This window comes from Chromobacterium sp. Beijing, from assembly GCF_021496765.1.
GTDB lineage: Bacteria > Pseudomonadota > Gammaproteobacteria > Burkholderiales > Chromobacteriaceae > Chromobacterium.
The window spans coordinates 4,560,831-4,585,475 of record NZ_CP053750.1; the positions used below are offsets into that span (position 1 = coordinate 4,560,831).

Annotated in this window: 21 protein-coding genes and 1 tRNA gene; 12 read left to right on the forward strand and 10 right to left on the reverse strand. The window is 64.2% G+C overall.

Going from position 1 to position 24,645, the window contains the following annotated elements:
* Nucleotides 1–250 precede the first annotated feature (250 nt).
* On the reverse strand, nucleotides 251–1,264 hold the full coding sequence (locus HQN78_RS21290) for a zinc-binding alcohol dehydrogenase family protein (protein ID WP_235086058.1): 1,014 nt from the start codon (nucleotides 1,262–1,264) through the stop codon (nucleotides 251–253).
* 267 nt (nucleotides 1,265–1,531) lie between these two features.
* On the opposite strand from HQN78_RS21290, the gene HQN78_RS21295 reads away from it, so the two are divergent.
* Nucleotides 1,532–2,437, forward strand: coding sequence for a LysR family transcriptional regulator (locus tag HQN78_RS21295; RefSeq protein WP_235086061.1), 906 nt, complete (start codon nucleotides 1,532–1,534; stop codon nucleotides 2,435–2,437).
* Between the two features lie 369 nt (nucleotides 2,438–2,806).
* On the opposite strand, the gene HQN78_RS21300 is transcribed toward HQN78_RS21295, so the two are convergent.
* A complete protein-coding gene (locus HQN78_RS21300; protein WP_235086064.1) occupies nucleotides 2,807–3,256 on the reverse strand; it encodes a hypothetical protein in 450 nt (149 codons plus the stop codon).
* 949 nt (nucleotides 3,257–4,205) lie between these two features.
* The gene (locus HQN78_RS21305) at nucleotides 4,206–5,120 is read right to left on the reverse strand and encodes a LysR family transcriptional regulator (protein ID WP_107800809.1); all 915 of its coding nucleotides are present in this window, start codon (nucleotides 5,118–5,120) and stop codon (nucleotides 4,206–4,208) included.
* A 128-nt stretch (nucleotides 5,121–5,248) separates the two neighbouring features.
* Here HQN78_RS21305 and HQN78_RS21310 point away from each other — a divergent pair, with 128 nt between their 5' ends.
* From HQN78_RS21310 to HQN78_RS21320, 3 genes are all read left to right on the forward strand, one after another.
* Complete coding sequence (locus tag HQN78_RS21310; RefSeq protein WP_107802004.1) at nucleotides 5,249–6,130, forward strand: MBL fold metallo-hydrolase; 882 nt, start codon at nucleotides 5,249–5,251, stop codon at nucleotides 6,128–6,130.
* Nucleotides 6,131–6,311: 181 nt separating this feature from the next.
* Nucleotides 6,312–7,016: a DsbA family protein gene (locus HQN78_RS21315; protein WP_304502827.1), complete on the forward strand. Its 705-nt coding sequence runs from the start codon at nucleotides 6,312–6,314 to the stop codon at nucleotides 7,014–7,016.
* 39 nt (nucleotides 7,017–7,055) lie between these two features.
* Nucleotides 7,056–7,478 carry a nuclear transport factor 2 family protein gene (locus HQN78_RS21320; protein ID WP_227105369.1) on the forward strand — a complete coding sequence of 141 codons (423 nt, stop codon included), beginning with the start codon at nucleotides 7,056–7,058 and terminating at the stop codon, nucleotides 7,476–7,478.
* Nucleotides 7,479–7,697: 219 nt separating this feature from the next.
* On the opposite strand, the gene HQN78_RS21325 is transcribed toward HQN78_RS21320, so the two are convergent.
* Nucleotides 7,698–8,777, reverse strand: a complete 1,080-nt coding sequence (locus HQN78_RS21325) for a calcium:proton antiporter (protein WP_107800807.1) — start codon at nucleotides 8,775–8,777, stop codon at nucleotides 7,698–7,700.
* A 443-nt stretch (nucleotides 8,778–9,220) separates the two neighbouring features.
* Nucleotides 9,221–10,597, reverse strand: a complete 1,377-nt coding sequence (locus HQN78_RS21330) for an MATE family efflux transporter (RefSeq protein ID WP_235086066.1) — start codon at nucleotides 10,595–10,597, stop codon at nucleotides 9,221–9,223.
* Nucleotides 10,598–10,750: 153 nt separating this feature from the next.
* Here HQN78_RS21330 and HQN78_RS21335 point away from each other — a divergent pair, with 153 nt between their 5' ends.
* Nucleotides 10,751–11,404: a TetR family transcriptional regulator gene (locus HQN78_RS21335; RefSeq protein ID WP_235086068.1), complete on the forward strand. Its 654-nt coding sequence runs from the start codon at nucleotides 10,751–10,753 to the stop codon at nucleotides 11,402–11,404.
* A gap of 148 nt (nucleotides 11,405–11,552) precedes the next feature.
* Here HQN78_RS21335 and HQN78_RS21340 read toward each other — a convergent pair whose 3' ends face one another.
* The 3 genes from HQN78_RS21340 to HQN78_RS21350 all read right to left on the reverse strand — a co-directional run bounded on the left by HQN78_RS21340 (nucleotide 11,553) and on the right by HQN78_RS21350 (nucleotide 14,937).
* The gene (locus HQN78_RS21340; protein WP_235086071.1) at nucleotides 11,553–11,801 is read right to left on the reverse strand and encodes a helix-turn-helix transcriptional regulator; all 249 of its coding nucleotides are present in this window, start codon (nucleotides 11,799–11,801) and stop codon (nucleotides 11,553–11,555) included.
* On the reverse strand, nucleotides 11,798–12,337 hold the full coding sequence (locus HQN78_RS21345; RefSeq protein ID WP_235086073.1) for a PAS domain-containing protein: 540 nt from the start codon (nucleotides 12,335–12,337) through the stop codon (nucleotides 11,798–11,800). Before HQN78_RS21345 ends, HQN78_RS21340 begins: the two co-directional genes overlap by 4 nt.
* A 350-nt stretch (nucleotides 12,338–12,687) precedes the next feature.
* Complete coding sequence (locus HQN78_RS21350) at nucleotides 12,688–14,937, reverse strand: M9 family metallopeptidase (RefSeq protein WP_235086076.1); 2,250 nt, start codon at nucleotides 14,935–14,937, stop codon at nucleotides 12,688–12,690.
* Nucleotides 14,938–15,132: 195 nt separating this feature from the next.
* On the opposite strand from HQN78_RS21350, the gene HQN78_RS21355 reads away from it, so the two are divergent.
* Nucleotides 15,133–15,217: transfer RNA gene (locus HQN78_RS21355), tRNA-Tyr, on the forward strand.
* Nucleotides 15,218–15,267: 50 nt separating this feature from the next.
* Here the strand turns inward: HQN78_RS21355 and fghA are convergent.
* Both fghA and HQN78_RS21365 read right to left on the reverse strand, forming a co-directional pair.
* Nucleotides 15,268–16,101, reverse strand: a complete 834-nt coding sequence (gene fghA / locus HQN78_RS21360) for an S-formylglutathione hydrolase (RefSeq protein ID WP_235089881.1) — start codon at nucleotides 16,099–16,101, stop codon at nucleotides 15,268–15,270.
* A 19-nt stretch (nucleotides 16,102–16,120) separates the two neighbouring features.
* Nucleotides 16,121–17,233, reverse strand: a complete 1,113-nt coding sequence (locus tag HQN78_RS21365; protein ID WP_370646617.1) for an S-(hydroxymethyl)glutathione dehydrogenase/class III alcohol dehydrogenase — start codon at nucleotides 17,231–17,233, stop codon at nucleotides 16,121–16,123.
* A gap of 140 nt (nucleotides 17,234–17,373) precedes the next feature.
* Between HQN78_RS21365 and HQN78_RS21370 the strand changes: the two genes are divergently transcribed.
* The 6 genes from HQN78_RS21370 (at nucleotide 17,374) to HQN78_RS21395 (ending at nucleotide 24,606) form a co-directional block, all read left to right on the forward strand.
* On the forward strand, nucleotides 17,374–18,267 hold the full coding sequence (locus HQN78_RS21370; protein ID WP_235086081.1) for a LysR substrate-binding domain-containing protein: 894 nt from the start codon (nucleotides 17,374–17,376) through the stop codon (nucleotides 18,265–18,267).
* 77 nt (nucleotides 18,268–18,344) lie between these two features.
* Nucleotides 18,345–19,355 (forward strand): nucleoid-associated protein, encoded by a 1,011-nt coding sequence (locus tag HQN78_RS21375; protein ID WP_227105359.1) that lies wholly within the window; start codon nucleotides 18,345–18,347, stop codon nucleotides 19,353–19,355.
* An 883-nt stretch (nucleotides 19,356–20,238) separates the two neighbouring features.
* Entirely contained in the window at nucleotides 20,239–20,871 is a 633-nt protein-coding gene (locus HQN78_RS21380; protein WP_235086084.1) for a response regulator, read from the forward strand.
* Nucleotides 20,820–21,491, forward strand: coding sequence for an EAL domain-containing protein (locus HQN78_RS21385; RefSeq protein WP_235086087.1), 672 nt, complete (start codon nucleotides 20,820–20,822; stop codon nucleotides 21,489–21,491). The genes HQN78_RS21380 and HQN78_RS21385 overlap by 52 nt, the downstream gene beginning before the upstream one ends.
* Nucleotides 21,492–21,565: 74 nt before the next feature.
* Entirely contained in the window at nucleotides 21,566–22,222 is a 657-nt protein-coding gene (locus tag HQN78_RS21390) for a response regulator transcription factor (RefSeq protein WP_146176722.1), read from the forward strand.
* A 2-nt stretch (nucleotides 22,223–22,224) separates the two neighbouring features.
* On the forward strand, nucleotides 22,225–24,606 hold the full coding sequence (locus tag HQN78_RS21395; RefSeq protein ID WP_235086090.1) for an ATP-binding protein: 2,382 nt from the start codon (nucleotides 22,225–22,227) through the stop codon (nucleotides 24,604–24,606).
* Nucleotides 24,607–24,645 lie beyond the last annotated feature (39 nt).

The following is a 24,645-nucleotide window of genomic DNA, read 5'->3' on the forward strand; positions in this document are numbered from 1 at the left end:
CTGCGCCTTGTGAAGCGATTTCGGCGACGGACGGCGACGCTTAGCGCGCTGGCATGAGGCCGGCGGCGAGGCGCCGCCGCCGGCGCGATGGCGTGTATCGGTTCTTAGAAGGCGTTTACGCTCTCGCGAGCGAGAGCGAGGCAAGGCGAAAACGAGCGAAAAAGCGGAATGTACTTGTGGTACATGGGCATTTTGAGCTCGTCCTCACCGTGCAACGCTTCACGACGCGCAGCGGATCGCAAACCGGTTCTTAGAAACCCGAGAGCACGATCTTGCCCTTGGCCCGGTTGCTCTCCAGCAAGGCGTGGGCGCGTTTCAGATTGGCGGCGTCGACGCGGCCGAAGCGCTCGGCCACCGTGCTGCGGATCAGGCCGGCGTCCACCAGCTCGGCCAGCCGGTTCAGCAGGCGGTGCTGCTCAATCTGATCATCGGTGCCGAACAGCGAACGGGTGTACATGAACTCCCAGTGCAGCGACACGCTCTTGCGCTTCAGCTCGCGCACGTCCAGGGCCGCCGGGTCGTCGATCAGCGCCAGTTTGCCCTGCGGCGCGATGGCGGCGGCGATCTCCTTGAAGTGGGCGTCGGTCTGGTTCAGGCTGGCCACGTAATCGACGCTGGGGTAGCCGATGCGCTTGAGCTCCTCGCTGAGCGGGAGGCGGTGGTCGATCACATGGTGAGCGCCCAGCTCCTTGACCCAGGCCTGGGTTTCCGGCCGCGAGGCGGTGGCGATCACGGTCAGCCCGGTCAGCTGGCGCGCCAGCTGCAACAGGATGGAGCCGACGCCGCCGGCCGCGCCCACCACCAGCAGGCTCCGGCCGCTGGGCGCGCGGTTGTCCAGCACTTGCAGCCGGTCGAACAACAGTTCCCAGGCGGTGATGGCGGTCAGCGGCAGGGCGGCGGCCTGTTCGAAGTCCAGGCTGTGCGGCATGCGGCCGACGATGCGCTCGTCCACCGCGTGCAATTCGCTATTGGCGCCGGGGCGGTGCAGCGCGCCGGCGTACCACACCTTGTCGCCGGGTTGGAACAGGCTGACCTTGTCGCCCACCGCGCGCACCACGCCGGCGGCGTCCCAGCCCAGCACCTTGGGCTGGCCGGCTTCCGGCGCCGCGCCGGCGCGCACCTTGGTGTCCACCGGGTTCACTGAAACGGCTTTGACCTCCACCAACAGGTCGTGCTCGCCGATGGCGGGCTCGGGCAGCTGCACGTCCTGCAGCGATTCCGGGTGGTCGATCGGCAGATTCTGGTAATAGGCGACGGCTTTCATCTTGGCATGCTCCATAGCGTGTGGGCCGATAAGAGCCTGTTCAAAGTCTCGCGAGCAAGAGCGAGACAAGGCGAAAACGAGCGAAAAAGCGGAATGTACACGTGGTACATGAGCATTTTGAGCTTGTTTTCAACGCCGTATCGCCGAAGCGCAGCAGACTTTGAACAGGTTCTAAGGCCCGGTCTTGATGGTGCTTATGCTATTCCTATTCGACCCAACGAAAAGCCGGCTAAAATTCGATTCAGTTTCAAAAAAATTTTGACGATCATGGTCCGTTTCGAAGATTTGCAGGTATTCGTCCGCGCCGCCGACAACGGCAGCCTGTCCGCCGCCGCGCGTCAGCTGGATCTGAGCCCGGCGGTGGCCAGCGCGGCGCTGAAGCGGCTGGAAAAAACCGTGGGCGCGCAATTGCTGGCGCGCTCCACCCGCAGCCTGCGGCTGACCCTGGCCGGAGAGCGCTACCTGGCCCATGCGCGCGCCGCGCTGGAGGCGGTGGAGGCCGGCGGCCAGGCGCTGGCCTTGCAGGGGCAGGCTTTGAGCGGGGAGCTGTCGCTGTCCATGCCGTCGGACCTGGGGCGCAGCCGGCTGCGCGGCTGGCTGGACGCCTTTCTGGAGCGGCACGCCGGTCTGCGCCTGCAATTGCGGATCAGCGACCGGGTGGCGGATCTGTACCGGCAGCCGGTGGACGTGGCTCTGCGCTACGGCGTGCCGGAAGACTCCAGCCTGGTGGCCCTGCCGCTGGCGCCGGACAACCGGCGGGTGCTGTGCGCGTCGCCGGACTATCTGGCGCGCCACGGCCGGCCGCAATCGCCGCAGGAACTGCGCCGCCATCAATGCCTGCGGCTGGTGTTGGGCGCGGCCTTGCACGAGCGCTGGAGTTTCAGCCAGGGTCCGCTGCGGGAGCAGGTGACGGTGGACGGCCGCCGCCAGAGCGACGACGGCGAGGTGGTGCGGCGCTGGGCGCTGGAGGGTTTGGGCATCGCCTATAAATCGCGTTTGGACGCGCTGGACGATCTGCGCGCCGGCCGTTTGCTGCCGCTGTTGGAAGATTGGCAGACCGAGGCGACGCCGCTGTGTCTGGTGATCCCGCATCGTCTGATGCTGTCGCCGGCGGTGGCGGCGCTGCGCGAGCATTTGCAGACATGCCTGCAGGATTACCTGGCCGCGCCTTGAGTGTTGGTTTTCGGTGGGGGAGTGTGGTGGGTATCGCCTGCGGCTCCACCCACCCTACAAGACCATCCACCGTAGGGTGGGTGGAGCGCAGCGATACCCACGCGGAAACGCGATGGGATTGATGCTTGGATCTTGGCGGCGGGCTTTGGTGGGTATCGCCTATCGGCTCCACCCACCCTACAAGACCGTCCACCGTAGGGTGGGTGGAGCGTAGCGATACCCACGCGGAAACGTGATGGGATTGATGCTTGGGTCTTGGCGGCGGGGTTTGGTGGGTATCGCCTATAGGCTCCACCCACCCTACAAATACCCCGAGCAAACCATCCGCCGTAGGGTGGGTGGAGCGCAGCGATACCCACCGCAAGGCGCTTAGCGGTTTCGCAGGCGGATGCGGCGGAAGCGCGCTTCCAGGCTGAAGCGCTGTCCCAGCGCCAGGTAGATCTGGTGCTGGCTGTCCACATGGCGGTAAACCCGGACCCGGTCGGCCCCCAGCAGCATCATGATTTCCAGATAGTTGAAAAAGCCCATCCACTGGCCGCGACCGGCGCGGTCGTCAAAATCGATGTCGCGCGCCACGCGGCTGAGCAGGCCTTTGCCGACGTATTCACGGTTGTCCTTCAGCCATTGCAACAGGTGAGCCGCGCATTCGCGGCCATAGGCGTGGTCGGCGAGGAGATCCTTGCTGGGCGTGGGCATTTGCCAGTAATGCGGGTAGGTGCGGCCGGGGCAGAAGCGGACGAAGGGGAGCAGTGCGCTCTGTTGTTCCAGGGCGTTCAATTTGTAGCGGCGGCGGGGGGGAAAGGTTTGAGCGTGTTGCATGGTGTTTCTCCTAGCGAATAACACAAGATGAAGCACCTGAGCCCATTAAAGAGGGAACAGGATTGGCGTCTAAATAAATCAAATCGTTGTCTGTGCCGATTCATAGTCCACCATGCGTCTGCCGAATGGCGTAGTCATGGATGGTAAAGCCGGCCACGCAATTGCTGCGCGGGTCGGGGGTTAATGCTAGCGACGGGACGCCAATCCCGTGTGCCGCTTGTTTTGGCGGCAACGGGGGGATTGTTGCCGAGGGTGGGTCTTGGGTCAAGGCGGGATGGTTGGTTTTGAATCCGCTGCGCGGATGATGATTTAGGTGCCGCTTTCCGCGCTGACCGAGCGAGGCAAGCGCAGCGTCGCGAGGGAATAAGACGGGGAGGGGGCGGGCCGCCGCCCCTTCCAGCCCCCCTCGTCCCCAGGACGCGAAACCCAGAGCGCGCCCCGAGGGGACACCTGGGCACTACACGAGATGGTCTTTTTTGAATTATGAGGGGTGGTTTAGCGAAGTGGGCCATTCTTGTGGGTAACTTGGCCCATTGCTCTTGTCTGTGGATAAGTCTTGTTTCCTAAAAGAAAGCATGTATCCGACGCGCCCCTGGTCCCTTCAAGCCTGCCGTCGGGTGGCAGGCCCGAGGTTTTAAGCGGCTGCTTGTTCGAGCACCGCGACGGTAGCGCGCCATCACTGAGCGAATCAGAGATTCGCACGTAGAGAGTTCAGCCGCGCCTCGGGCCTGGGGGGAACCGGCGGGAAGCCGCAGGCCAGGCTTGCAGGGCGGCCTTTGGGGTGTCTACGTGCGAATCTTTGATTCGCTCAGTGATAGGGAATTTGGCCGAGTTGTTCCCCTTCCTGCCTGCCGGGCAGCCCCGGCAATGAAAATCATCATCCGCGTAGCGGATTCAAAACCCACACACCTAGCCACCCCAACCACCCCACCTTGACCCCCACCCGACCTCAGCCGCCGGCGGTACGCGCCTGCCAGGCCGGATCACTGGCGAAACGCTCCACCAGAAAATCCAGCATCGCCCGCAAGGTGGCCGGCATCTGCCGGCGCGAAGCATAAATACCGTAAATGCCCAACTCCTGCGGCTGATACTCCGGCAACAAAGCCACCAACTGACCGCTGGCGATCAGCGGCGCGGCGGAATACAAGGGCTGCAAGGCGATGCCCGCGCCGGCCGCGGTGGCGGACAACAAGACCATGGACTCGTTGGCGCTCAGATTGCCGCTGACCGGCACCGCCAACTGCTCGCCGTGACGCTGGAAACGCCACAAGCTCTTGCCGAAATAGGAATAGGTCAGACAGTTGTGCAGAGACAAATCCTCCAGCCGCTTGGGCGCGCCGTGGGCGGCCAGATAGGCGGGAGAGGCGCAGATCACCGACGCGCAACTGGCCAGCGGCCGCGCGATCAGACTGGGGTCCAGCGCATTGGTGATGCGGATGGCCAGATCGATTCTTTCTTCCACCAGATTGACCGCGCGGTTGCTGATCTGCAGATCGATGGCGGTTTGCGGATAGCGGCGCAGAAACTCGGTCACCGCCGCCGCCAGCGCGTCCTGAGCCAGAGACTGCGCGCAGCTGATGCGCAGCAGGCCCTGCGGCTGACCGGGGTCCGCGCTGTTGGCCGCCGGCATCTGCCCGGCGATTTCCAACATCTGCCGGCAACGCGCCAGCGTCTCCTCACCGGCCGGAGTCAGGCTCAGCCGCCGGGTGGTGCGGTGCAGCAGCCGGGTGCCGGCCCATTCCTCCATTTCCGCCAGATAGCGGGTGATCATCGCCCGCGACATGTCCAGCGTATCCGCCGCGGCCACCAGGCTGCCGCGTTCGGTAATGGTCACAAACACTTGCGCCGCGGTGATCCTATCCATGATTCGCTCGATTCATGCAACTAACCATTGCTTATTATCCGGTTTTTGATTCGAAAATAGCAATCTATGATTCACATCAGGCTTGCTACCAAGCCGACCGATCTCAAATTCACCAAATGGAAACCATCATGATCCAACACCGCATTTCCGGCAGCTTTGTAGCAGGCGCCCTGTTGATGTCCGCCGCCTTCGCCCAAGCCGACGCTTTGAAAGTGGATGTCTACAACCCCGGCGCCAAGAGCCTGTTCCCGGTGTCCTCGGAATTGGTCACCGGCAAGAGCGAGGCCGTGCTGATCGACGCCCAGTTCCAGCGCAACGACGCCGAGGCCCTGGTGGCCAAGGTCAAGGCCAGCGGCAAGAAGCTGACCACGGTGTTCATTTCCCATCCGGACCCGGACTTCTACTTTGGCCTGGATGTGATCAAGGCCGCTTTCCCGGACGCCAAGGTGCTGGCCACCGCCGCCACCATTGAAGCGATCAAGGCTTCCAAGGACGGCAAGATGGCCTACTGGGGCCCGATCCTGAAGGACAACGCGCCCAAGACCGTGATCGTGCCGGAACCCATCCAGGGCGACACCCTGAAAGTGGACGGCCAGAAACTGCAGGTCATGGGTCTGAAAGGCCCGACCCCGGACCGCACCTATATCTGGGCGCCGTCGATCAAGACCGCGATGGGCGGCGTGCTGACCTACGGCAATATGCATGTCTGGACCGCGGACACCCAAACCCCGAAAGACCGCGCCGACTGGCAGAAGTCGCTGAAAAACCTGCAGGCGCTGAAGCCCAAGGTCGTGGTGCCCGGTCATTTCCTGAACAACGCGCCGCATACCCTGGCTTCGGTGAAGTTCACCAGCGACTACCTGAAAACGCTGGAAGCGGAACTGCCCAAGGCCAAGAACTCGGCCGAGCTGGTGACGGCGATGAAGCAGCGTTATCCGAAGCTGGACGGCGTGGCGGATCTGGAACTGAGCGCCAAGGTGCTCAAGGGCGAGATGAAGTGGCCGCAATAAGGCTCTGAGGGCAGCCAGCGAAAGTCCTGATGCTGCGCGGCGCCGACTTCCGTACTCCATGTACTGCCGGCGTCGGCGCGCCTTGCCTCAGGATTCGTTTGCCGCCCTTGATGCTTTCTACGTCTGATGATTTGAATGTATGGCCGCCCGCGTCGCGGGCGGCGCAAGAAAGGAAACCGCCATGTCCGGCATTATTTTGCACACTATTTTCGATCCGCTCTGCGGCTGGTGCTACGGCGCCGCGCCCTTGCTGGAAGCCGCGCGCGGCGTGCCGGGCCTGACGGTGGCGCTGCACGGCGGCGGCATGATGGTGGGCGCCAATCGCCGCCGGGTCAGCCCTGAGTGGCGCCAATTCGTGCTGCCGCACGACCGCCGCATCGCGGAAGTCTCCGGCCAGCCTTTCGGCGAAGCGTATTTTGACGGCCTGCTCAAGGACCACGGCGCGGTGATGGATTCCGCGCCGCCCACCACCGCCGTGCTGGCGGCGGAGGAAGCGGCCGGCGGCGGGCTGGCACTGCTGCATCGCATCCAGCGCGCCCACTTCGTGGAAGGCCGTCGTATCGCGGAATTCCCGGTGCTGGCCGAACTGGCCGCCGACATCGGCCTGGACGCGGAGGCTTTCGCCGCGGCTTACCATCGCCTGGAAGGCTCGGCCACCGACGCCCACTTCCAGGAAAGCCGCCGGCTGTTGGCCCAAGTGGGCGGCCAGGGCTTCCCCACGCTGGCGCTGGAGGAAAACGGCCGGCTGACGGTGCTGGACCTGGGCGCTTATCTGGGCCGGCCGGACGCTTGGCGCGCCCGCCTGAGCCAGGCCGCGTCCAGCGCGGCGCCGGCCGCGGCGGAGACGCTGGCTTGCGGGCCGGACAGCTGTGTGTTGCCGCAATGAAGGAAGGGCATGAGCAAACCGATTTTTGGATGGAACACCATGAACGCTAATCAAACCCCGGGCCAGGGCCACCTGAGCAATGTGGACATCGTCCGCGCCACCTATGAAGGCGATTCCGAGGCCAACGGCCGCAATCTCTTGGCCGCGCTGGCGCCGGACGCGGAATGGACCGAAGCCGCCGGCTTCCCTTACGCCGGCACCTATGTCGGCGCGGAGTCCATCGTCAAGAACGTGCACGAGCGGCTGGGCCGCGAGTGGGAAGGTTACCGCGCGGCGGTGGACAGCTTCTACGACGCCGGCGAGCATGTGATCGCCCAGGGCTTCTACCACGGCGTTTACCGCGCCACCGGCAAGGGCTTCGTCGCCTCTTTCGCCCACATTTACACGCTGCGGGACGGCAAGATCGTCAAGTTCGTGCAGATTGTGGACAGCGCCAAGGTGCTGGAAGCGATGTCGGTCTGAGAACCGGTTCACGATCTGCTGCGCGTCGTGAGGCGTCACACGGTGAGTACCGGCTTCGAAATGCTCATGTACCGTGTGTACACTCCGCTTTCTCAGCCGTTTTCGCCTTGTCTCGCCTTAGCTCGCGAGATCATGAACCGGTTCTGAGAACCAGGTCCGCCAATGAAAAAACCGCCAGCCGGCAACGGTTGGCGGTTTTGTTTTGCGTACAGCAGGCGCTCAGGGGCTGATGGCGAAGAACACGAAGGACGCGAAGATCACCAGGTGGACGATGCCCTGCAAAATGGTGGTGCGGCCCACCGCCAGCGACATCGAGCTGACCAGCAGGGTCAGCACCAGGAAGATGGTTTCCTTGTTTTCCAGGCCCAGGATCAGCGGCTCGCCCATCGCCACGAAGATCATCGCCACGGTGGGAATGGTCAGGCCGATGGAGGCCAGCGCCGAGCCCAGCGCCAGGTTGAGGCTGGTCTGCACCCGGTCCGCGCGCGCGGCGTTGGCGGCGGCCAAGCCTTCCGGCAGCAGCACCAGGGCGGCGATGATGATGCCCACCACGGCGGCCGGCGCGCCGGCGGCGGCCACGAAGCCTTCGATCGACGGCGACAGCAGCTTGGCCAGGCTGACCACGCCCACCAGGCAGACCAGCAGCAGCGCCAGGCTGGTCAGCGTGACTTTGACGGACGGCGGCGGCGCGTGTTCGTCCTCGCTGCGGCTGCCTTCCAGCAGGAAGTAGTCGCGGTGGCGTATGGTCTGCACAAAGACGAAGGCGCCGTACAGCACCAGCGACACCACGCCGGTGAAGGCCAGTTGCGAGGAGGACAGCAGCGGGCCGGGCTCGCTGGTGCCGTAATTGGGCAAGACCAGCGCCAGCACGGAGATGGCGGCCAGCACGGTCAGCGCCACCTTGGCGCCGCTGAGCTGGAAGTTCTGTTCGCGATGGCGCAGGCCGCCCAGCAGCAGGCAGATGCCGACGATGCCGTTGCAGGTGATCATGATGGCGGAAAAAATGGTGTCGCGCGCCAGCGCCAGCTTGCTTTCGCCGCCGGCCAGCATGAAGGAGACGATCAGCGCCACTTCGATCACCGTCACCGCCAGCGCCAGGATCAGCGTGCCGAACGGTTCGCCCACCTTGTGCGCCACCACTTCTGCGTGATGGACGGCGGCGAAGACGGTGCCGGCCAGCAAGACGGCCAGCAAGGCGGTGAACAGCGCGGAGGCGGCAAAGGTGGGCGCTGCCACGATTGCGGCCCAGGCGACAAGCGGGGCGGCGACGGTCCAGCGGGGAATGGTGGTCAGAGACATTGTTTTCCTTGTTATTGACGGGTTGGAGTCAAGCCGCGGCGCGGGCGCCGACAGACGGGTGCTATCACTATACGAATCGGCCCGGGATCCCGCGACCCCTAAGAACCTGTTTACGATCTGCTGAGCGTCGTGAGACGTCACACGGCGAGTGCGCCTTCGAAATGCTCGTGTGCCCCCTGTACATTCCGCTTTCTCAGCCGCAAGGTCTGGTCCCGCCTTAGCTCGCGGGATCGTAAACATGCCTTAAGACGCTGTTCAACGCCTTGTCTGAGACGTGGAGCAGGCTTTAAGCGCGGCGGGGCGCGGCCGGGGGCCGAAGCGGGGGCAAGAGCAAGGAGGCGCGACGTGCGCGCGAAGGATATAGACAATGGCAATTGGAACCGGTTCGCCAATGTCTAAAAAAAATGGCCGGAAATCCGGCCATTGGTTGAGAACGGAAGCGATCAGGCCGCGGTCGCCGGCTTCTCTTCGTGTTTCAGCCGGCGCAAGGCGCTCCACAAGGCCAGTGCGGCGGCCGTGCCCAGCAGCAGATTGACCAGCGGCATCGCCAGCCAGACGCCGTCCAGCGCCAGCCACAGCGGCAACAGCCACAAGGCCGGCAGCAGCAACAGGGTCTTGCCTATGGTCAGCAGCAGCGCCGCCCGCGTCATCGCCATCGCCTGCAGCGCGAGAATGCCGATGATCACCAGGCCGTCGAAGGGCATGGCCAGCAAGTGCAGGCGCAGCGCATGGCTGCCGGCGGCGATCAGCGCCAGGTCTTCGCTGTTGTACATCCGCACGATCAAGGTGGGGAACAGCTGCACCGCCGCCAGAGCGGTGAAGCCCAGCAGCAGGGTGACGCGCAGGCCGTAGCGCAGCGCTTCGCGGGTGCGTTCCGGCCGGCCGGCGCCGGTGGAGTGGCTGAGCAGCGGCTGCAGGCCCACCGCCAGCCCGTGCACCACCAGGGTGAACAAGGCCTCGCTGTAGCCGGCGGTGGCGTAGGCGGCCACGCTCAGGTCCGTGCCCCAGCGCAGCAGCTGGAAGTTGTGGGCGAACATCAGCAAGGCCAGATTGAACTCCATCAGCAGGCTGGACAGGCCCAGCGCCAGGACGGGGCCGCAGCAGCGCCAGTCCAGCCGCAGGTGCGTCAAGCGCAGGCGCAGCCGCGCGTGGCGGGTGAAGAAATAGCCGAGGCCGCCCAGCATTACCACTGATTCGGACAGCAAGGTGGCCTGGGCCGAGCCGGCCAGGCCCAGCTTGAACACGCCGACGAACAGGTAATTGAACACCACGTTCAACAGCGAGCCTATCACCATCAGCAGGGTGGCCAGCCGCGGGCGGCCGTCGTTGCGCAGCAGATAAGTGGCCACCATCTGGCCCATGGTGAACAGCGCGCCGCCCAGCATCCATTGCAGATAGTTGCGCGCTTCCGCCATCACGATAGGCTGCTTGTCGGCTTGCAGCCATTGCAGCAGGGTGTCCAGATAAGTAAGGCCCAGCAGCGGGATGGCCAGGCTGATCAGGGCCAGCAGCGCCAGCGCCGCCAGCAGGGTGGAGCGCGCGCGATCATAGTCGCCGCCGCCTTGCAAAATGGCGATGCGAGTGGCCGCGCCCATGCTCAGCATGGCGCCCAGGCCCACTTGCATCATCACCAGCGGGTAGGCCAGCGAGATGGCCGCCAGGCCGTGGCTGCCGACGAAGTGGCCGACGAAGATGCCGTCTATGACCACGTAAAGGCCGGTGGCCAGCATGCCGGCAAGGGAGGGAATGGTGTATTGCCAGAACAGTTTGGACACCGGCAACGTGTCCAGATCGCGGTGGTTTGTCGTTGTGTGTGACATGGGTAGTGCCTAAGAAGAGTTTCAAAAGATCGAGGGACGCCAGGCCGGCGCGCCTTGCCTTGAGCGCGTCGAGTGTCGTCCGTTTAATTAATCAATCACGCTTGATTAATTAATCCTTTGAGGTAGCATTCGGGGAAAAGTTCAGAGGCGGATATGGCCAGGAAAACCAAGGAAGAATCGCAAAAAACCCGGGACGCGATCCTGGACGGCGCGGAGCGGGTGTTTCTGCGGCAGGGCGTGGCCAACGCCACCATGGCGCAAATCGCCGACGAGGCGGGGGTGTCGCGCGGCGCGGTCTACGGGCATTACGACAACAAGATGGAAGTGTGCCGGGCCATGGTGGACCGCGTGTTCGAACTGGACGCGCTGCGTTTCCCGGCGGAGCGGGCGTCGGCGGGCGAGACGCTGGTGGCGGTGGGCATGTATTACCTGCGCCAGTTCCACGAACCGGGGCCGGCGCAGCGGGTGACGGAGTTTCTGTACCACAAGTGCGAGCGCAACCGGGAGAACCGCGGCATCCTGCGCCGCCGCGAACTGATGGACCGCGCCACCATGCACTATGTGCGCCGCCAGCTGCGGCGCGCCATCGCCCAGGGCGAGCTGCCGCGGGATATCGAGGTGGGCATCGCCGCGGAGTTCCTGGTGCGCTTGTTCGAGGGCATGTACGGGATGCTGGACGGCGGCAAGGCGCCGTTTGCGGCCTGCGAGCGCATTCTGCGCGCGGCCTGGCAGAGCGTGGCGACGGTGGCGGCCTGGCGGGGCCTGAGAAGCCGTTCGATGTCTGCTGCGCGTCGGCAGAATGGATAAATAAAGGGCGTTGAAACCGGCTACGAAATGCTTACGCGCCGTATGCGCACTCCACTCCTTCAGCGGTTTTCGCCTTGTCCCGCCTTAGCTCGCGAGACCGTGAATACGTTCCGGAAATCCGTGCGAGGTCCGTCGCGCTACGGCCTGGTCAGGGGCTGGCGGCCCAGGCGGCCGCGCCCATGGCCGCCGCGGCGGGCGGCGTCCGCAGCCGCAATTGGCGCGGACTGAGGCCGAACATTTGCCGGCACAGCCGGGTCAGCGCGCTTTGATCGGAAAAGCCGCAGCTGGCGGCGATGTCGGCCAGCGGCCGGCCGCTGTGCTGGATGGCGTGGCAGGCGGCTTCCATCCGTGTGCGGCGGATGAATTCGCCGACGCTGGCCTGGAACACCCGCTTCATGCGGCGGTCCATCTGGCCGACGCTGAGGCCGGACAGATCGCACAGCTCCTCCAGGTGCAAGGGCGGTCGAAATGGGTCTGGATGTGATCGACGCAGGCGGCGAAGCGCTCGTCCAGCAGTTTTTCGCGGGTCAGTTCGGTCAGGTCTTTGGAGATGCAGACGAGTCCGAGCAGGCGGCCGTCCGGGTCGTGCAGAGATTGCTTGTTGGTCAGGCACCAGCCGGGCGCGCGGTCGTGGTAGACGGTGAGGTCCAGCCGGTTGCGCACCGGCCGCCGTTCAGAGAACACCTGCAAATCCTGGCTGCGGTAGCGGTTGGCCATGGCGCTGGGAAACAGTTCGTGCGCGGTCTTGCCTTCCGCCTGCCATTTGTTGCGCAGCGCGCAACGGCCGACGCAGCCCTCGCTCAAGGCCAGGTAGCGGCTGTCCAGGTCCTTGACCGCGAACACCACGTCGGGCAACTGATCGAACAAGGCCGCCATCGCCTGCATGGCGTTCAGATCGCTGACGATGTAGGGGCGTTGCGGCGGCATGGACATGGCGGGCGGCCTTTTAAGCGGTTTACGGCGTGTTGCGCTCCAAGGAAACAGCCGGCCGCCTGAGGCGGACCGGGCTATCCAATCTTGATGTCATTCATTAAGCATTGTTTGAAAACAAAATGCATTAATTCAACCCATTTTGCAAGTCCGCCGCGGACGGGCCGCGGCGGCTTGGTTTGGCGAGGCGGACGCCGGGCTTTGAACCGGCCTGGGAGCCTGCTCACGGTCTCGCGAGCGAGGGCGGGGCAAGGCGAGAACCGCCGAGAAAGCGGGATGTGCAAACGGCACATGAGCGTTTCAAAGCCGTACTCACCGCGTAAGGCCCCGCGCCGCAGATCGTAAACGGACTCTTAGTCGTAGCTGGCGCTGACCGTGACGTTGGCGAAGGGCTGACGCGCCTGCAGCGTCAGGTAGTACCAGCGGCCGGTTTGCGGCGCGGCGATGGCCACGCTTTCCTCGTTGCCGGCGACGGCGGACGCGTAGTCGTAATTGCCGGGCGTCGGGTAGCGGTCCAGCGCCACGTAGAGATCGACGTCGCCGCTGCCGCCGCTGGTCCACAGCTTGAGGTTGCGCGCGCCGGCCGGCAGCAGGATGGTGGCGTAGGCCGCGCCGGACGCGGAGGCGGAAAGGCCGCCGATGGAGCAGTTCTTGCCCAGATAGCTGGGCGAGGCCTCCTTGCACGGCGGCAGGCCGGGCTCGGACGGCAAGGGCGGCTGGCCGGCGGTGGTGGCGCTTTGCGCCCAGCTGGCGAACTCGGCGTCGTAGCGGCTGCCTATCAGCTGGATCTGGCTGCGGTAGCCGTTGTAATCGCCGCTGCGGAAGCGGGCGAGGAAGCCGTCCACGTCGCCGCGGTGGCGCTCCATCATGAAGCGGGTGGCCATATAACCCCAGCGATAGGCGCGGGTCACGTAGTCCGTCATGTCGTAGGTGTTGCCGAAGATCTGGCTCAAGGTGTAGTTGCCGCTGCGGGCGGCGTCGATGGCCGGCTGGTTGCCGTTGCCCAGCGACAGGTATTCGGCCAGCCCTTCAATCCACCAGACCGTGGGCAGACGGGTGCTGGCGCCGAAGTCGCCGTACATGTCGAAGCGGCCGTCCAGGTAGTGGATGTATTCGTGCTCCAGGTTCCAGACCTTGAAGGCGGGGCGCAGCCAGGAGGCTTCGTGGGCGATGAAGCGCGCCTGGTTGCCGGCCGCGGCCGGGTCGCCTTCCAGATACATGCCGCCGTTGTCGGTGCTGATGCCGTAGATGATGGAGGCGTATTTGGCGTAGTTGTTGTAGTCGTCGAACACCACCACTTCCAGCGAGCTGTTGTTGTCGTTGGCCACCGGCTGCTTGCGGGTCTGCAGCATCTGATGGAAATAGGACTCTTCTTTTTGCAGCAGCGCGCAGGAGGACTGCAGTTGCTCGGCGCTCATTTCCTGGGCGCGGATGCGGATGCTGGCGCTGCAGGTGTAGCGGTTGACCAGGATGGCGTCGGCGAGCCGGGTTTCGAAATTGCAGGTGCCGTAGTCGGCGCAGTTGGCGGCGTCGTAATACTTCACCGCTTCGGCGGCGGCCAGCCACAGCTCGTTGTCGTTGCCGCTCATGCTGCTGCCGGACAGTATGGCCTGGGCTTGCGGCTTGATCGCCGGCTTCAGCGCCGGGTATTGCATGAAGCGCAGCCCTTCGCGGGTGGCGTCGCCCAGCTGGAAGGCGCTTTCGGTGCCGAGCAGGCTGCTCTTGTTGGCCAGGGTGAAGCGGGTCAGCGCCGCCGAATAGCTGCCGTCGTTCTGCAGCAGCGGCGCGGCGTTGGCGCGGCCGTGGGCGTAGAAGAACACGGTCAGCGCGCCGGTGAAGCCCTGGTTGGCGGTGGTTTCGCGCAGGGACTGGGCGGCGTTGGGCTGGTTGGCGCTATTGGTGTAGCGCTGCACGATGGCGCGCATGCTGGGCAGATAATAGGCCTCGTCCGCCATATTGGTGATCAGCTTCATCACCTCGCCGGCGGTGGTGGAGGCCTGGGCGTTGGCGGAGAACAGCGCGTTGCCGTCGGCCAGTTGCTTGATGCCGGGACGCAGCACGGCGAGCAGATTGGGGTCCAGCGCCGGCAAGGCGCCGCCGCTGGCCAGGTAGTAGCCGGCGCGCAGATAGAGGGTGAGGTTGACCAGGGCCATGGAGCCGGCGTTGTAGGCGGCGGCCTCCTGAGCGAAGCGGCCGGCGACGGCGTTGAGATTGGCCGCGCTGTAAAGCGTGGCGGCCAGCTTGCTGTCCAGCGAGAACAGGCCGTAGGTGCAGGTGTAGTCGGGCAGGCCGGCCAGGTAGTTGGCCAAGGCCGCGCCGCTGTAGCCGGCCATGGCGCCGACATCCGGGCATTGCGCGACGGCGGCGCGTCGGATCAGCTTGCTTTTGGGCTTGCCGATCACCGTGCGGTCGTCCGGCAACTGGTAGCGGGATTGAGCGTCGCTTGGCGGACGCTGTTGCCATTGTCGCGGCGGCGGCGCTTGTTTCGGCCGGGCTTGCGCCTGGTGCGGTGCTTTTTGCAGCTTGGGCGCGGCCAGCGCCGGCTGCGCCAGCAAGGCGGCGGCCAGGCTCAGGCACAGGGCGGCGAGAGAAAGGGTCTGCATGGCTTGTCTCCGTATGTCGGGGCGTGTCCCCGATGGCGAGATCATGCCAATGGCACGGCGCGCTTTCTTGGCGCGCTTGAGCGTCCGCGCGCGCAGATTTGCCAAATCCGCGGCTGGAGACGGCGCGTCGGCGGAGGGGATTGCGCGCAGATGATTGACGCCGTCGCCGCGGAGCTATATTATCCGCCTCTCTCTGGAGGGGTTCCCGAGCGGTCAAAGGGATCAGACTGTAAATCTGACGGCTCTGCCTTCGAAGGTTCGAATCCTTCTCCCTCCACCAGATTCAACAAAAAAGCCAGGCTCTGCCTGGCTTTTTTGCGTTCCGCCGTCTCACAAGCCGAGGTGGCGCGCGTGGAAGCGCAACTGCTCCTCGATCAGGCTGGCGACGAAGTAATAGCTGTGGTCGTACTCGGCGTGGCGGTGCAGTTCCAGCGGGTAGCCGCAGGCCCGCGCCGCCTTCTCCAGCGCCTCAGGTTGCAATTGCACGTCCAGAAAGCTGTCGGCCAGACCAATGTCCACGCGCAGGGGCAGTTGCCGCGGCGCGTGCTTGAGCAGCAGGCTGGCGTCCCAGGCTTCCCAGGCGGCGCGGTCTTCGCCCAGATAGGCGGCGAAGGCCTTCTGCCCCCAGGGCGCGTTGACCGGGTGGCAGATGGGGCTGAACGCCGATGCCGAGACATAGTCCTGCGGCCGCTTCAGCGCGCAGATCAGCGCGCCGTGGCCGCCCATGGAGTGGCCGGCCACCGCGCGCAGCCCGGTGACGGGGAAGTTGGCCTCGATCAGCGCCGGCAGTTCCTGGCTGACGTAGTCGTACATCCGGTAGTGACGGTCCCACGGCGCCTGGGTGGCGTTCAGGTAAAAGCTGGCGCCCTGGCCCAGATCGAAAGCTTCGTCGTCCGCCGCCTCCGCGCCGCGCGGGCTGGTGTCCGGCGCGACGATGGCCATTCCCAGTTCCGCGGCGACGCGTTGCGCGCCGGCCTTTTGCATGAAGTTCTCGTCGGTGCAGGTCAGGCCGGACAGCCAGTACAGCACCGGCACGCGCCGGTTGGCGCCGGCCTGCGGCGGCAGGTAGACGGCGAAGCGCATCCGGCAGCCCAGCGTCGTCGAATCATGCAGATACTGCCGATGCCAGCCGCCAAACGATTTGTTGGCGCTGATGTTTTCCAGGTTCACGCGGCTCTCCGGCTCAGTAATGGATCACGGAACGGATGCTCTTGCCCTCGTGCATCAGATCGAAGGCTTCGTTGACGCGCTCCAGCGGCATGGTGTGGGTGATGAAGTCGTCCAGGCGGAATTCGCCCTTCAGATAACGCTCCACGTAGTCCGGCAGCTCGCTGCGGCCGCGCACGCCGCCAAAGGCGGAGCCGCGCCATACCCGGCCGGTGACCAGCTGGAACGGGCGGGTGGAGATTTCCTGCCCGGCGCCGGCCACGCCTATGATCACCGATTCGCCCCAGCCCTTGTGGCAGCACTCCAGCGCCGCGCGCATCACCTTGACGTTGCCTATGCATTCGAAGGAAAAGTCGACGCCGCCGTCGGTCATGTCCACGATCACGTCCTGGATGGGCTTGTCGAAATCGTTGGGGTTGACGCAATCGCTGGCGCCCAGCTTTTTCGCCAGCTCGAACTTGCTCTCGTTGATGTCGATGCCGATGATGCGGCCGGCGCCGGCCATGCGCGCGCCGATGATGGCGGACAGGCCGATACCGCCCAGGCCGAAGATGGCCACGCTGTCGCCGGCCTTGACCTTGGCGGTGTTGATCACCGCGCCCATGCCGGTGGTGACGCCGCAGCCCAGCAGGCAGACCTCTTCCAGCGGCGCGGCCGGATTGACCTTGGCCAGCGAGATTTCCGGCAGCACCGTGTATTCGGCGAAGGTGGACGTGCCCATATAGTGATAGATGGGCTTGCCGTCCTTGGAGAAGCGGGTGCTGCCGTCCGGCATCAGGCCCTTGCCCTGGGTGGCGCGGATCTTCTGGCACAGATTGGTCTTGCCGGACAGACAGAATTTGCACTCGCGGCATTCCGGGGTGTACAGCGGGATCACGTGATCGCCCACCGCCACGCTGCTGACGCCGGGGCCGACGGATTCGACGATGCCGCCGCCTTCATGGCCCAGGATGCAGGGGAACACGCCTTCCGGGTCTTCGCCGGACAGGGTGAAGGCGTCGGTGTGGCAGACGCCGGTGGCCACCATCTTCACCCGCACCTCGCCGGCGCGCGGCGGCTGCACTTCCACTTCTTCTATGCTCAGCGGCTGGCCGGCGGCCCAGGCCACGGCGGCCTTGCACTTGATGATGTCCTGGCTCATGAGCCCTCCTTGGTGTTGGATAGCCGCCGCGGGCCATAGGCCGGGCGACAGCAAAACTTTGATTGTATTTCTCGGGTTTGAATAGATAATCGTGGCAATTGGTAAATGATTTTTTCCGAGGTGGAATAATGTTGGGTTGGGAAGGCATCTGCGAATTCGTCAGCGTGGCGGAACAGGGCAGTTTCACCAAGGCGGCCCTGGCGCTGGGCATTTCCGTCGCCCAGGTCAGCCGCCAGGTCACGCAGCTGGAGCAGCGCTTGGGCGCCAAATTGCTGTACCGGACCACCCGCCATCAGGCGCTGACCGAGATCGGCGCGTTGTATCTGCGCCACTGCCGGCAGCTGCTGGATTCGCTGGAGGAGGCGGAACAGGCGATCTCGCGCCATCAGGCGCAGCCGCAGGGCAAGCTCAAGCTGACCGCGCCGCTGGCTTACGGCCAAAGCCATATCGCGCCGCTGTTGACCCGTTTCCTGCAACGCCATCCGCAGCTGGAGGCGAGCTTGAACCTGTCCAACGAGGTGCTGGACCTGGTGCAGGACGGTTACGATCTGGCGATCCGCATCGGCCATCTGAGCGACTCCACGCTGATGGCGCGGCGGCTGGCCTCGCGCCGGCACCATGTCTGCGCGGCGCCGGCCTATTTGGAGCGCTGCGGCGCGCCCTTGGAGCCGGCGGACCTGGAGCGCCACAACTGCCTGTCTTTGAGCGGCGAACACTGGCATCTGCTGGACGGCGGCCGCAGGCGGCAGGTGCGGATCAAGGGCAGCCTGCGCTGCAACAGCGGCCACGCGCTGGCGCACGCGGCGCGGCTGGGCCTGGGGCTGGCGCAATTGCCGGATTACTACGTCGCCGCCTATTTGAGCAGCGGCGAGCTGATCGAGGTGCTGGCCGATTACCGCGAGCCGGAAGAGGGCATCTGGGCCTTGACGCCGCATAACCGTCAGCTGTCGCCCAAGGTTCGGCTGCTGATGGACTTTCTGGCGGACTCCCTGACCGACGATCCGCTGGCCTTGCCGGAATAGCCGGCCGCTTTCGCGGTTGCCAAGCCCGGGCGCAGTGGCAATAATCGCGCATTCGATTTTTAGGCGGGAGCGCGGAAATGTTGGCGATTGGCGAATGCAGGGTGGAGCGGCTGGTGGTGCACCGGGTGGGCAATGCCGCGCGCGGCGAGGGCGCGCGCCTGTCCGAGCGGGCCAGCTCCGTGGACGAGGAAGTGTCATCGCTGTTGCTGGGCGGTTATCTGAAGAACATTGTGTCGGACAAGCGCCAGCATCAGTTTTTCCATGAGTCCGACCTGAATCTGAACGAAATCTACCATTACACCCGGCAGTTCTTCCGCGGCGAGCTGGATTTCCTGGCGGTGTCCCAGCGCATCGCCAAGCATTTGTACGCGCGTTCGCAGCATCCCAACATCAACGCCGGCGATCTGCTGGTGATCCTGTTTTCCGGTCTCAACGACGGCGACCGCGAGCTGCGCGCGCTGGGGGTGTTCAAGTCCGAGATCCGCGACGACTTCCTCACCGTGGTGGAGTCCGGCGACGTGTTCGACATCAGCCACGCCTCGGGCATCAATCCGCGCTTGATCGACAAGGGCGCGCTGATCCTGGAGCACGGCCCCACTGTCTACGCGGTGGACCGGCTCAGCCGCGAGGCCAAGTTCTGGCTGGACGATTTCCTGAAAGCGATGCGGGTGCCGGACAAGGCGTCCAGCAGCAAGATGATGGCCAGCGTGGTGGAGCAGCTGTCGGAGGAGATAGAGGACCCGCTGCAACAGGCGCGTTTCAAGGATGAATTCCTCAATCTGGTGAGCAGCGAGGAAGACGTGTCGGCCCGCCAACTGGCCAGCGCCGCCGAGAAGTTCGTGCCGCGCGAGCAGGTGGACCAGGCCATGGGCTCCGCCGCCGAATCCTACGGCTTCGCGCTGGACGAGGAGGCGAAGCTGCCGGCCAAGGGCATGGCGCGGCAGCTGGAAAAAACCCTGTCTAAGTACGGTGTCGGCCACGGCATCAGCGTGCTGCTGCCCACGGGCATCACGTTGAAGAATATTCAGTCGCAGAACGACGGCGAGGGCGAGTTGACCCTGACCCTGCGCCTGAACAAGCGCGGCTGACCGCCCGCGGAGTTTTGCCGCGCCGGGCTAGAGGCCCGGCGCGAAACCGTCCGCCAGATTTCAGGCCAGGGGGCGTTGCCGCCTGGTCCTGCGCTAAGCTGTTCAAAGTCCGCTGCGCGGATAAAGCCTTGCACGGCGAGTTCAGCTTAGCCATGCCCATTCCCTCCTTGTGATTCCGCTTGCTGCGCCATAAGGCCTGGTCTTGCGCTTGCTCGCAGGCGCTTATTGTTTCCCTTTCCCAATCCATTGCCGGCCGCGTTTGACCATGCCGCTTGGAGTCCGCGTGCGCGTTTGACGCTTTCCATTCGTGATGATGCCGGTTTTTAATGTTTAATTGATTCCTGTTTTTATATTGTAAATATATTTAAAAAACAAAAATGACAATTGGATTTGTTTTTAAGATAAATCCTATATTTGATTTCAGCGGATTTTCTTATCATGGCGTCTACAAGCCCTAAATAGAACGGCGTGATTCAGTTTGATTCCACACCCGAGCAGGCGTCTCCGGAACGATGACCATAGGACGCGCGGGTGTGCTGCGCGCTGTGAATTGAACCGATATGGCCGGCTCATTGAATGACGGCTCTTGCTTGGCGATGTCAATTAAGCGGGCAGCGGCAGCGTGGTTTCCCGCCGCTGCCGGGCGAGGACGGAGAAGCTTGCCGGACCGGGTTTTCGGCCTTGAATGATTTTTTTAGATTCATTGACCTTGGCCGCGTCCTTCCGGCAATGTGCCGCCACATTGTCATTATCGAATTAGCTAAAGCAAGTCCGGAAATTAAGCTGATCAATCGTATGCTTTTTGGGATGTTGAAACGTGACAGCGCGCCAACGCGGGCGTGGCGGATATTCAGCTGTCGGTATTCCAAATGGTAGGGAATCCATGGAAAATCTTAATGTCATGGTGGTGTCCGGATCATCGCGGGACAATGAGCGCCTTCAGCGCATGCTGTCGCAGGCCGGCATTCGCAATATTCGCCATTGCGGCCATATTCGCGAGGCGGAACAGCAATTGCTGCGCGAGCCGGTGGATTTGCTGGTGTGCGATATTCAGATGCCGGACGGCGGCGGCGCCGAATTGATCGCCAAGGTGCATGCCGGCGTGCGTCGCGGCGAACTGGCCGACGCGCCCATGCTGTTGTGGCACAGCGCCGCGGGCAAGCTGTTGCAGGAGTCGCACGTCAGGCTGGCGCGCGAGGCCGGCTTCAACTACGTCTGGGCGGCGCATCCGACCATGGACGACGGCGAATGCGCGCAGTTTTTGCGCCAGGTTGAACTGGCGCGCGCGGCCATGGCCGAGGCGGCCAGAGTCAACGGCGTGCCGGGGCGCTTGGGAACCCGGCCTTTCAGCGAGCAGGAGGTGATCGAGGCCTTGTGCTCCAAAGGCAATATCTCGATAGACCTGCAACCGCAGGTGCGCTTGAGCGACGGGTGGTGGTCGGCGCCGAGGCGCTGGCGCGCTGCATGCATCCGACGCGGGGCAATATCCGGCCATCGGTGTTTCTGCCGGTGGTGAGCAAGCTGGGGCTGGATCTGTTGCTGTTCTTCCATGTGCTCAGCGGGGTGATCTCCACCCAGCAGGCGCTGAACGCGAAGGGCGTGCGCTTGCCGATTTCCATCAACGCGTCGGCGGCCACCCTGGCGTCGCCCAATCTCGTGCGCGAGATCACCATGCGCTGGGACAAGACCAAGCTGGAACGCTCGCTGCTGGTGATCGAGCTGACGGAAAACCTGGAGCCGGAAATCGGACTCGATTTGATGGTGGCGCTGAACCAGCTGCGCGCCAATGGTTTCGACATTGCCTGCGACGATTACGGCATAGGCATCTCCTCGCTGAAGATGTTGTCCGCCATGCCGTTTTCATCCTTGAAGCTTGATCAATTATTCGTCGCCTCGATGCTGGAGAGCTCGCGGCATTATGAAATCGTCCGCTCCTCCATCCTGCTGGGCAAGGAGTTGAATCTGCAGGTGGTGGCCGAGGGCGTGGAGAGCACGCGCCACGTCAAGGCCTTGCGGGAGATGGGCTGCGAGACCGGCCAGGGCTTCGGCCTGTACCGCCCGATGGCGCCGTCGCGCTATATAGAGCTGGCGCGGCAGGCGCCGGAGGAGTGGAGCGCGCGCGGCGCGGGCGATTAGGCGCGGCCCCAAGGCGTTCCGCCGGGACAGGGGATGCGGCGGGAAGCGAATTGGTCAACTTTAACGAGAACGGCATGAGAAAAAGAATATCGCTGATGATTCTGGATGACCATGACGTGGTCAGGGTGGGGCTGGAGGCCAAGCTCAAGCAATACCCGGAGTTCGAGATTGTCGGCAGTTTCGCGCAGAGCACCCAGTTGCTGGCGGTTTTCCGCAAGCGGCTGCCGGATGTCTTGTTGATGGATTTCTCCCTGGGCAGCAACGAGGTGGACGGGCTGAACCTGATTCAGTCCATCAATGTCCGTTATCCGGAGTGCAAGGTCCTGGTGCTGTCGTCGGTGGACCTGGTGGGAACGGTCAATCTGATGCTGCGCGCGGGCGCCAGGGGTTTTTTCAGCAAGTCGCAGCCGGTGGACGCGCTGGCGGGCGCCATCCACAGCGTTTATGCCGGGCGGGTGTACCTGACCGTCAAGATGATGAGCGAGATGAATCTCTTGCTGTCGGGCGACATCAAGCTGGAGGAGGGGCGGACGCTGGACCCGTATGCGCGTTTGTCGCCGCGGGAGCGCGAGGTGGTGCGCTGCTGTCTGGACGGCATGAGCACCAGCCAGATCGCGGAGAAGTTCTCGCGCAGCATCAAGACGGTCAGCACTCAGAAAAAAGCGGCTTTCCAGAAACTGGGCATCAATACGGACAGGGAGTTGTTTTTATTGAACTCCAAATTGGAGTAGCGGTGCGATTTCAACATTTGAGCGGCCTGCTCGTCCTGTGCGGCGTTTTGTCCGCTTGCGCCGACCAGGGCAGCAAGATCCCGCTGAGCCGGGAGGAAGAGGCCTGGGTCAGCCGGAATCCGGTGGTGGACGTGTACGTGCTCAGGTCCAAACCGGCGGCCAAGCGCAAGAACAGCAACGTCCATTACAAGGGGGTCGAGGCTTTTTTCCTGCAATACGTCAGCGAGAAAAGCGGTTTGCGCTTCAATATCGTGCAAGTGCATTCGGCGCAGGCCCTGATCGAGGCCAGCGGCAATGGGCGGGCGATGATGCTGGCCAGCATCAATCAGGACGCGATCGGCGAACTGAACCTGAACAAGAATTACTACTTCACCCAGCCATATTCCTCGCAGCCCTTGATGGCGATCACGCGCCGCGACTACCCGGTGGTGTTCGACCACGACAATCTGCACGGGCGCAAGCTCGCCTTCATCTTCAACGACAACTCGCGCTCCTGGCTGCTGGGCGATCACGCCAACCCGGACCTGGTGGCGGCGGAGACGCCCACTCAGGCCTTGCTGGCGATCCAGGACCGGAGGGCGGACATCGGCCTGGTGCCGGAAAGCTATGCGCGCTTCCTGCTGAATTACCGTTTCCCCGATCTGAGCAGCTCCGGCGCGCTGCCCGGCTATTACGCCATTTACCGGATGGGGGTCAGCAAGCACCAGCCCTTGCTCTACGCCATCCTGCGGCGCAGCCTGGACACGATGTCGGCCGACGACGTCGACGCCGCCCGCTCCGCCTGGGAGGAGCAAGTGGCGCCGCGGCCGTCCGTCTCCAGCGTGTTCAGGAGTTACGCCGGCGAAGGCACCCTGCTGGTGCTGCTGTTCTTCGTCCTGCTGCTGGTGATACGCACCACCACCTTGCTGCTGCGCAAGGCGAGGACGGGCGAAGCGGCCAAGAGCGAGTTTCTGGCGGTGGTCAGTCATGAAATCCGCACGCCGATGAACGCCATCATCGCCGCCGGCGAACTGCTGCAGACCATGTCCTTGGGCGAGAAACAGCGGGAGCTGGTGCTGCAATCCAATCTGGCGGCCAGCAGCCTGCTGCAACTGCTCAACAATATTCTCAACGCCTCGCGGCTGGACGCGGGCCAGGAAAGCCTGGACCCGTCCTTCGTCAACGTCGGCTCCATTCTGGAAGACCAGGTCCGGCTGTACGCCTTGGCGGCCAAGATGAAGGGACTGGAGCTGCGCTACGTCCATGCACTGCCGGAGCGCGCCTTCTGGCTGGACGCTTCGCATTTGCAGCGGGTGCTGCACAATCTGATGTCCAACGCGATCAAGTTCACCGACAAGGGCACGGTCACGCTGAAGGCGGACTTGCGCCGCGGAAAATCAAGCCGCAAGCGCGGCGTGCTGGTGTGCCAGGTGATAGACACCGGCATAGGCGTGCCGCTGGCGGCGCAGAAGAATATTTTCGACGCTTTCGTGCAGGCGGACTCCGTCGCCACCCGCAAGTTCGGCGGTTCGGGGCTGGGGCTGAGCATCTGCAAGCGCTTGGTGGAGTTGATGCAGGGGCGCATCACGCTGGACAGCGACGGCGCGTCCGGGACCATTCTCACTATCAAGCTGCCGGTGCGTTTGGGGCCGGCGCTGGTCAAGGAGGCGGCGGAGGAAGAAGCCTCCGGCCCGCCGCAGGCGGTGGGGCAGGGACAGCTGGTGCTGGTGGTGGAAGACCATCCGGCCAATCAGCTGATGATTTGCGAGCAGCTGCGCCAATTGGGCTGCCGCGCCACGGTGGCCAGCACCGGCATGAGCAGCTTGTCCATCCTGAAGGAACACCCGGAGGTGCGCTTGATCCTGATGGACTGCAGCCTGCCGGACATCAGCGGTTACGAGGCGACGCGGCGCATCCGCGCATGGGAGCGCGAGGAGGGCGGCGCCTTGCTGCCCATCGTGGCGATTTCCGCGGCCAATGACGATCTGCACCGGGAACGGTGCATGGACAGCGGCATGAACGGCGTGCTGGTCAAGCCCCTGCGGCTCAGGGATTTGCAGCATATCTTGCTCATGTGGCTGCCGGACGCGGCGCCGGTCTCCGAGGCCGTCGAATCTCCGCCCCAGGTCAGCGGTCTATGGCAGATGTTCATCGAGCATAACGAGCGCGATTACCGCCAGGCGGTGCGGGCGGTCCAGCACGCTCACTGGTCCACGGCCAGCCAGCATCTGCACCGGATCTCCGGCGCGGCCTTGACCATGGAGCAGCGCGAGCTGGCGGAATTGGCGCGGGAACTGGAGAGCATGCTGTTGCAGGGCGGCGCGGAAGGCTTGGAGGAGCGCATGGACGCGTTGCGCGCGATGCTGGACCAACTGGCCGCGCAGACGCCGCCGGCCGGGAAATGAAACCGGGCGGCGGCTGGGTGGGCTGTCGTTTCAGCCCTA

What these genes read in the sequence shown, in the direction of transcription:
- HQN78_RS21300 (WP_235086064.1), bottom strand. Translation starts at nt 3,256, where the DNA reads ATGCAACACGCTCAAACCTTTCCCCCCCGCCGCCGCTACAAATTGAAC.
- HQN78_RS21310 (WP_107802004.1), top strand. Translation starts at nt 5,249, where the DNA reads ATGATCCAACACCGCATTTCCGGCAGCTTTGTAGCAGGCGCCCTGTTG.
- HQN78_RS21375 (WP_227105359.1), top strand. Translation starts at nt 18,345, where the DNA reads ATGTTGGCGATTGGCGAATGCAGGGTGGAGCGGCTGGTGGTGCACCGG.
- HQN78_RS21380 (WP_235086084.1), top strand. Translation starts at nt 20,239, where the DNA reads ATGGAAAATCTTAATGTCATGGTGGTGTCCGGATCATCGCGGGACAAT.
- HQN78_RS21290 (WP_235086058.1), bottom strand. Translation starts at nt 1,264, where the DNA reads ATGAAAGCCGTCGCCTATTACCAGAATCTGCCGATCGACCACCCGGAA.
- HQN78_RS21350 (WP_235086076.1), bottom strand. Translation starts at nt 14,937, where the DNA reads ATGCAGACCCTTTCTCTCGCCGCCCTGTGCCTGAGCCTGGCCGCCGCC.
- HQN78_RS21295 (WP_235086061.1), top strand. Translation starts at nt 1,532, where the DNA reads ATGGTCCGTTTCGAAGATTTGCAGGTATTCGTCCGCGCCGCCGACAAC.
- HQN78_RS21345 (WP_235086073.1), bottom strand. Translation starts at nt 12,337, where the DNA reads ATGTCCATGCCGCCGCAACGCCCCTACATCGTCAGCGATCTGAACGCC.
- HQN78_RS21305 (WP_107800809.1), bottom strand. Translation starts at nt 5,120, where the DNA reads ATGGATAGGATCACCGCGGCGCAAGTGTTTGTGACCATTACCGAACGC.
- HQN78_RS21315 (WP_304502827.1), top strand. Translation starts at nt 6,312, where the DNA reads ATGTCCGGCATTATTTTGCACACTATTTTCGATCCGCTCTGCGGCTGG.
- HQN78_RS21340 (WP_235086071.1), bottom strand. Translation starts at nt 11,801, where the DNA reads ATGAAGCGGGTGTTCCAGGCCAGCGTCGGCGAATTCATCCGCCGCACA.
- HQN78_RS21370 (WP_235086081.1), top strand. Translation starts at nt 17,374, where the DNA reads ATGTTGGGTTGGGAAGGCATCTGCGAATTCGTCAGCGTGGCGGAACAG.
- HQN78_RS21320 (WP_227105369.1), top strand. Translation starts at nt 7,056, where the DNA reads ATGAACGCTAATCAAACCCCGGGCCAGGGCCACCTGAGCAATGTGGAC.
- HQN78_RS21330 (WP_235086066.1), bottom strand. Translation starts at nt 10,597, where the DNA reads ATGTCACACACAACGACAAACCACCGCGATCTGGACACGTTGCCGGTG.
- HQN78_RS21325 (WP_107800807.1), bottom strand. Translation starts at nt 8,777, where the DNA reads ATGTCTCTGACCACCATTCCCCGCTGGACCGTCGCCGCCCCGCTTGTC.
- HQN78_RS21390 (WP_146176722.1), top strand. Translation starts at nt 21,566, where the DNA reads ATGAGAAAAAGAATATCGCTGATGATTCTGGATGACCATGACGTGGTC.
- HQN78_RS21335 (WP_235086068.1), top strand. Translation starts at nt 10,751, where the DNA reads ATGGCCAGGAAAACCAAGGAAGAATCGCAAAAAACCCGGGACGCGATC.
- HQN78_RS21385 (WP_235086087.1), top strand. Translation starts at nt 20,820, where the DNA reads ATGCATCCGACGCGGGGCAATATCCGGCCATCGGTGTTTCTGCCGGTG.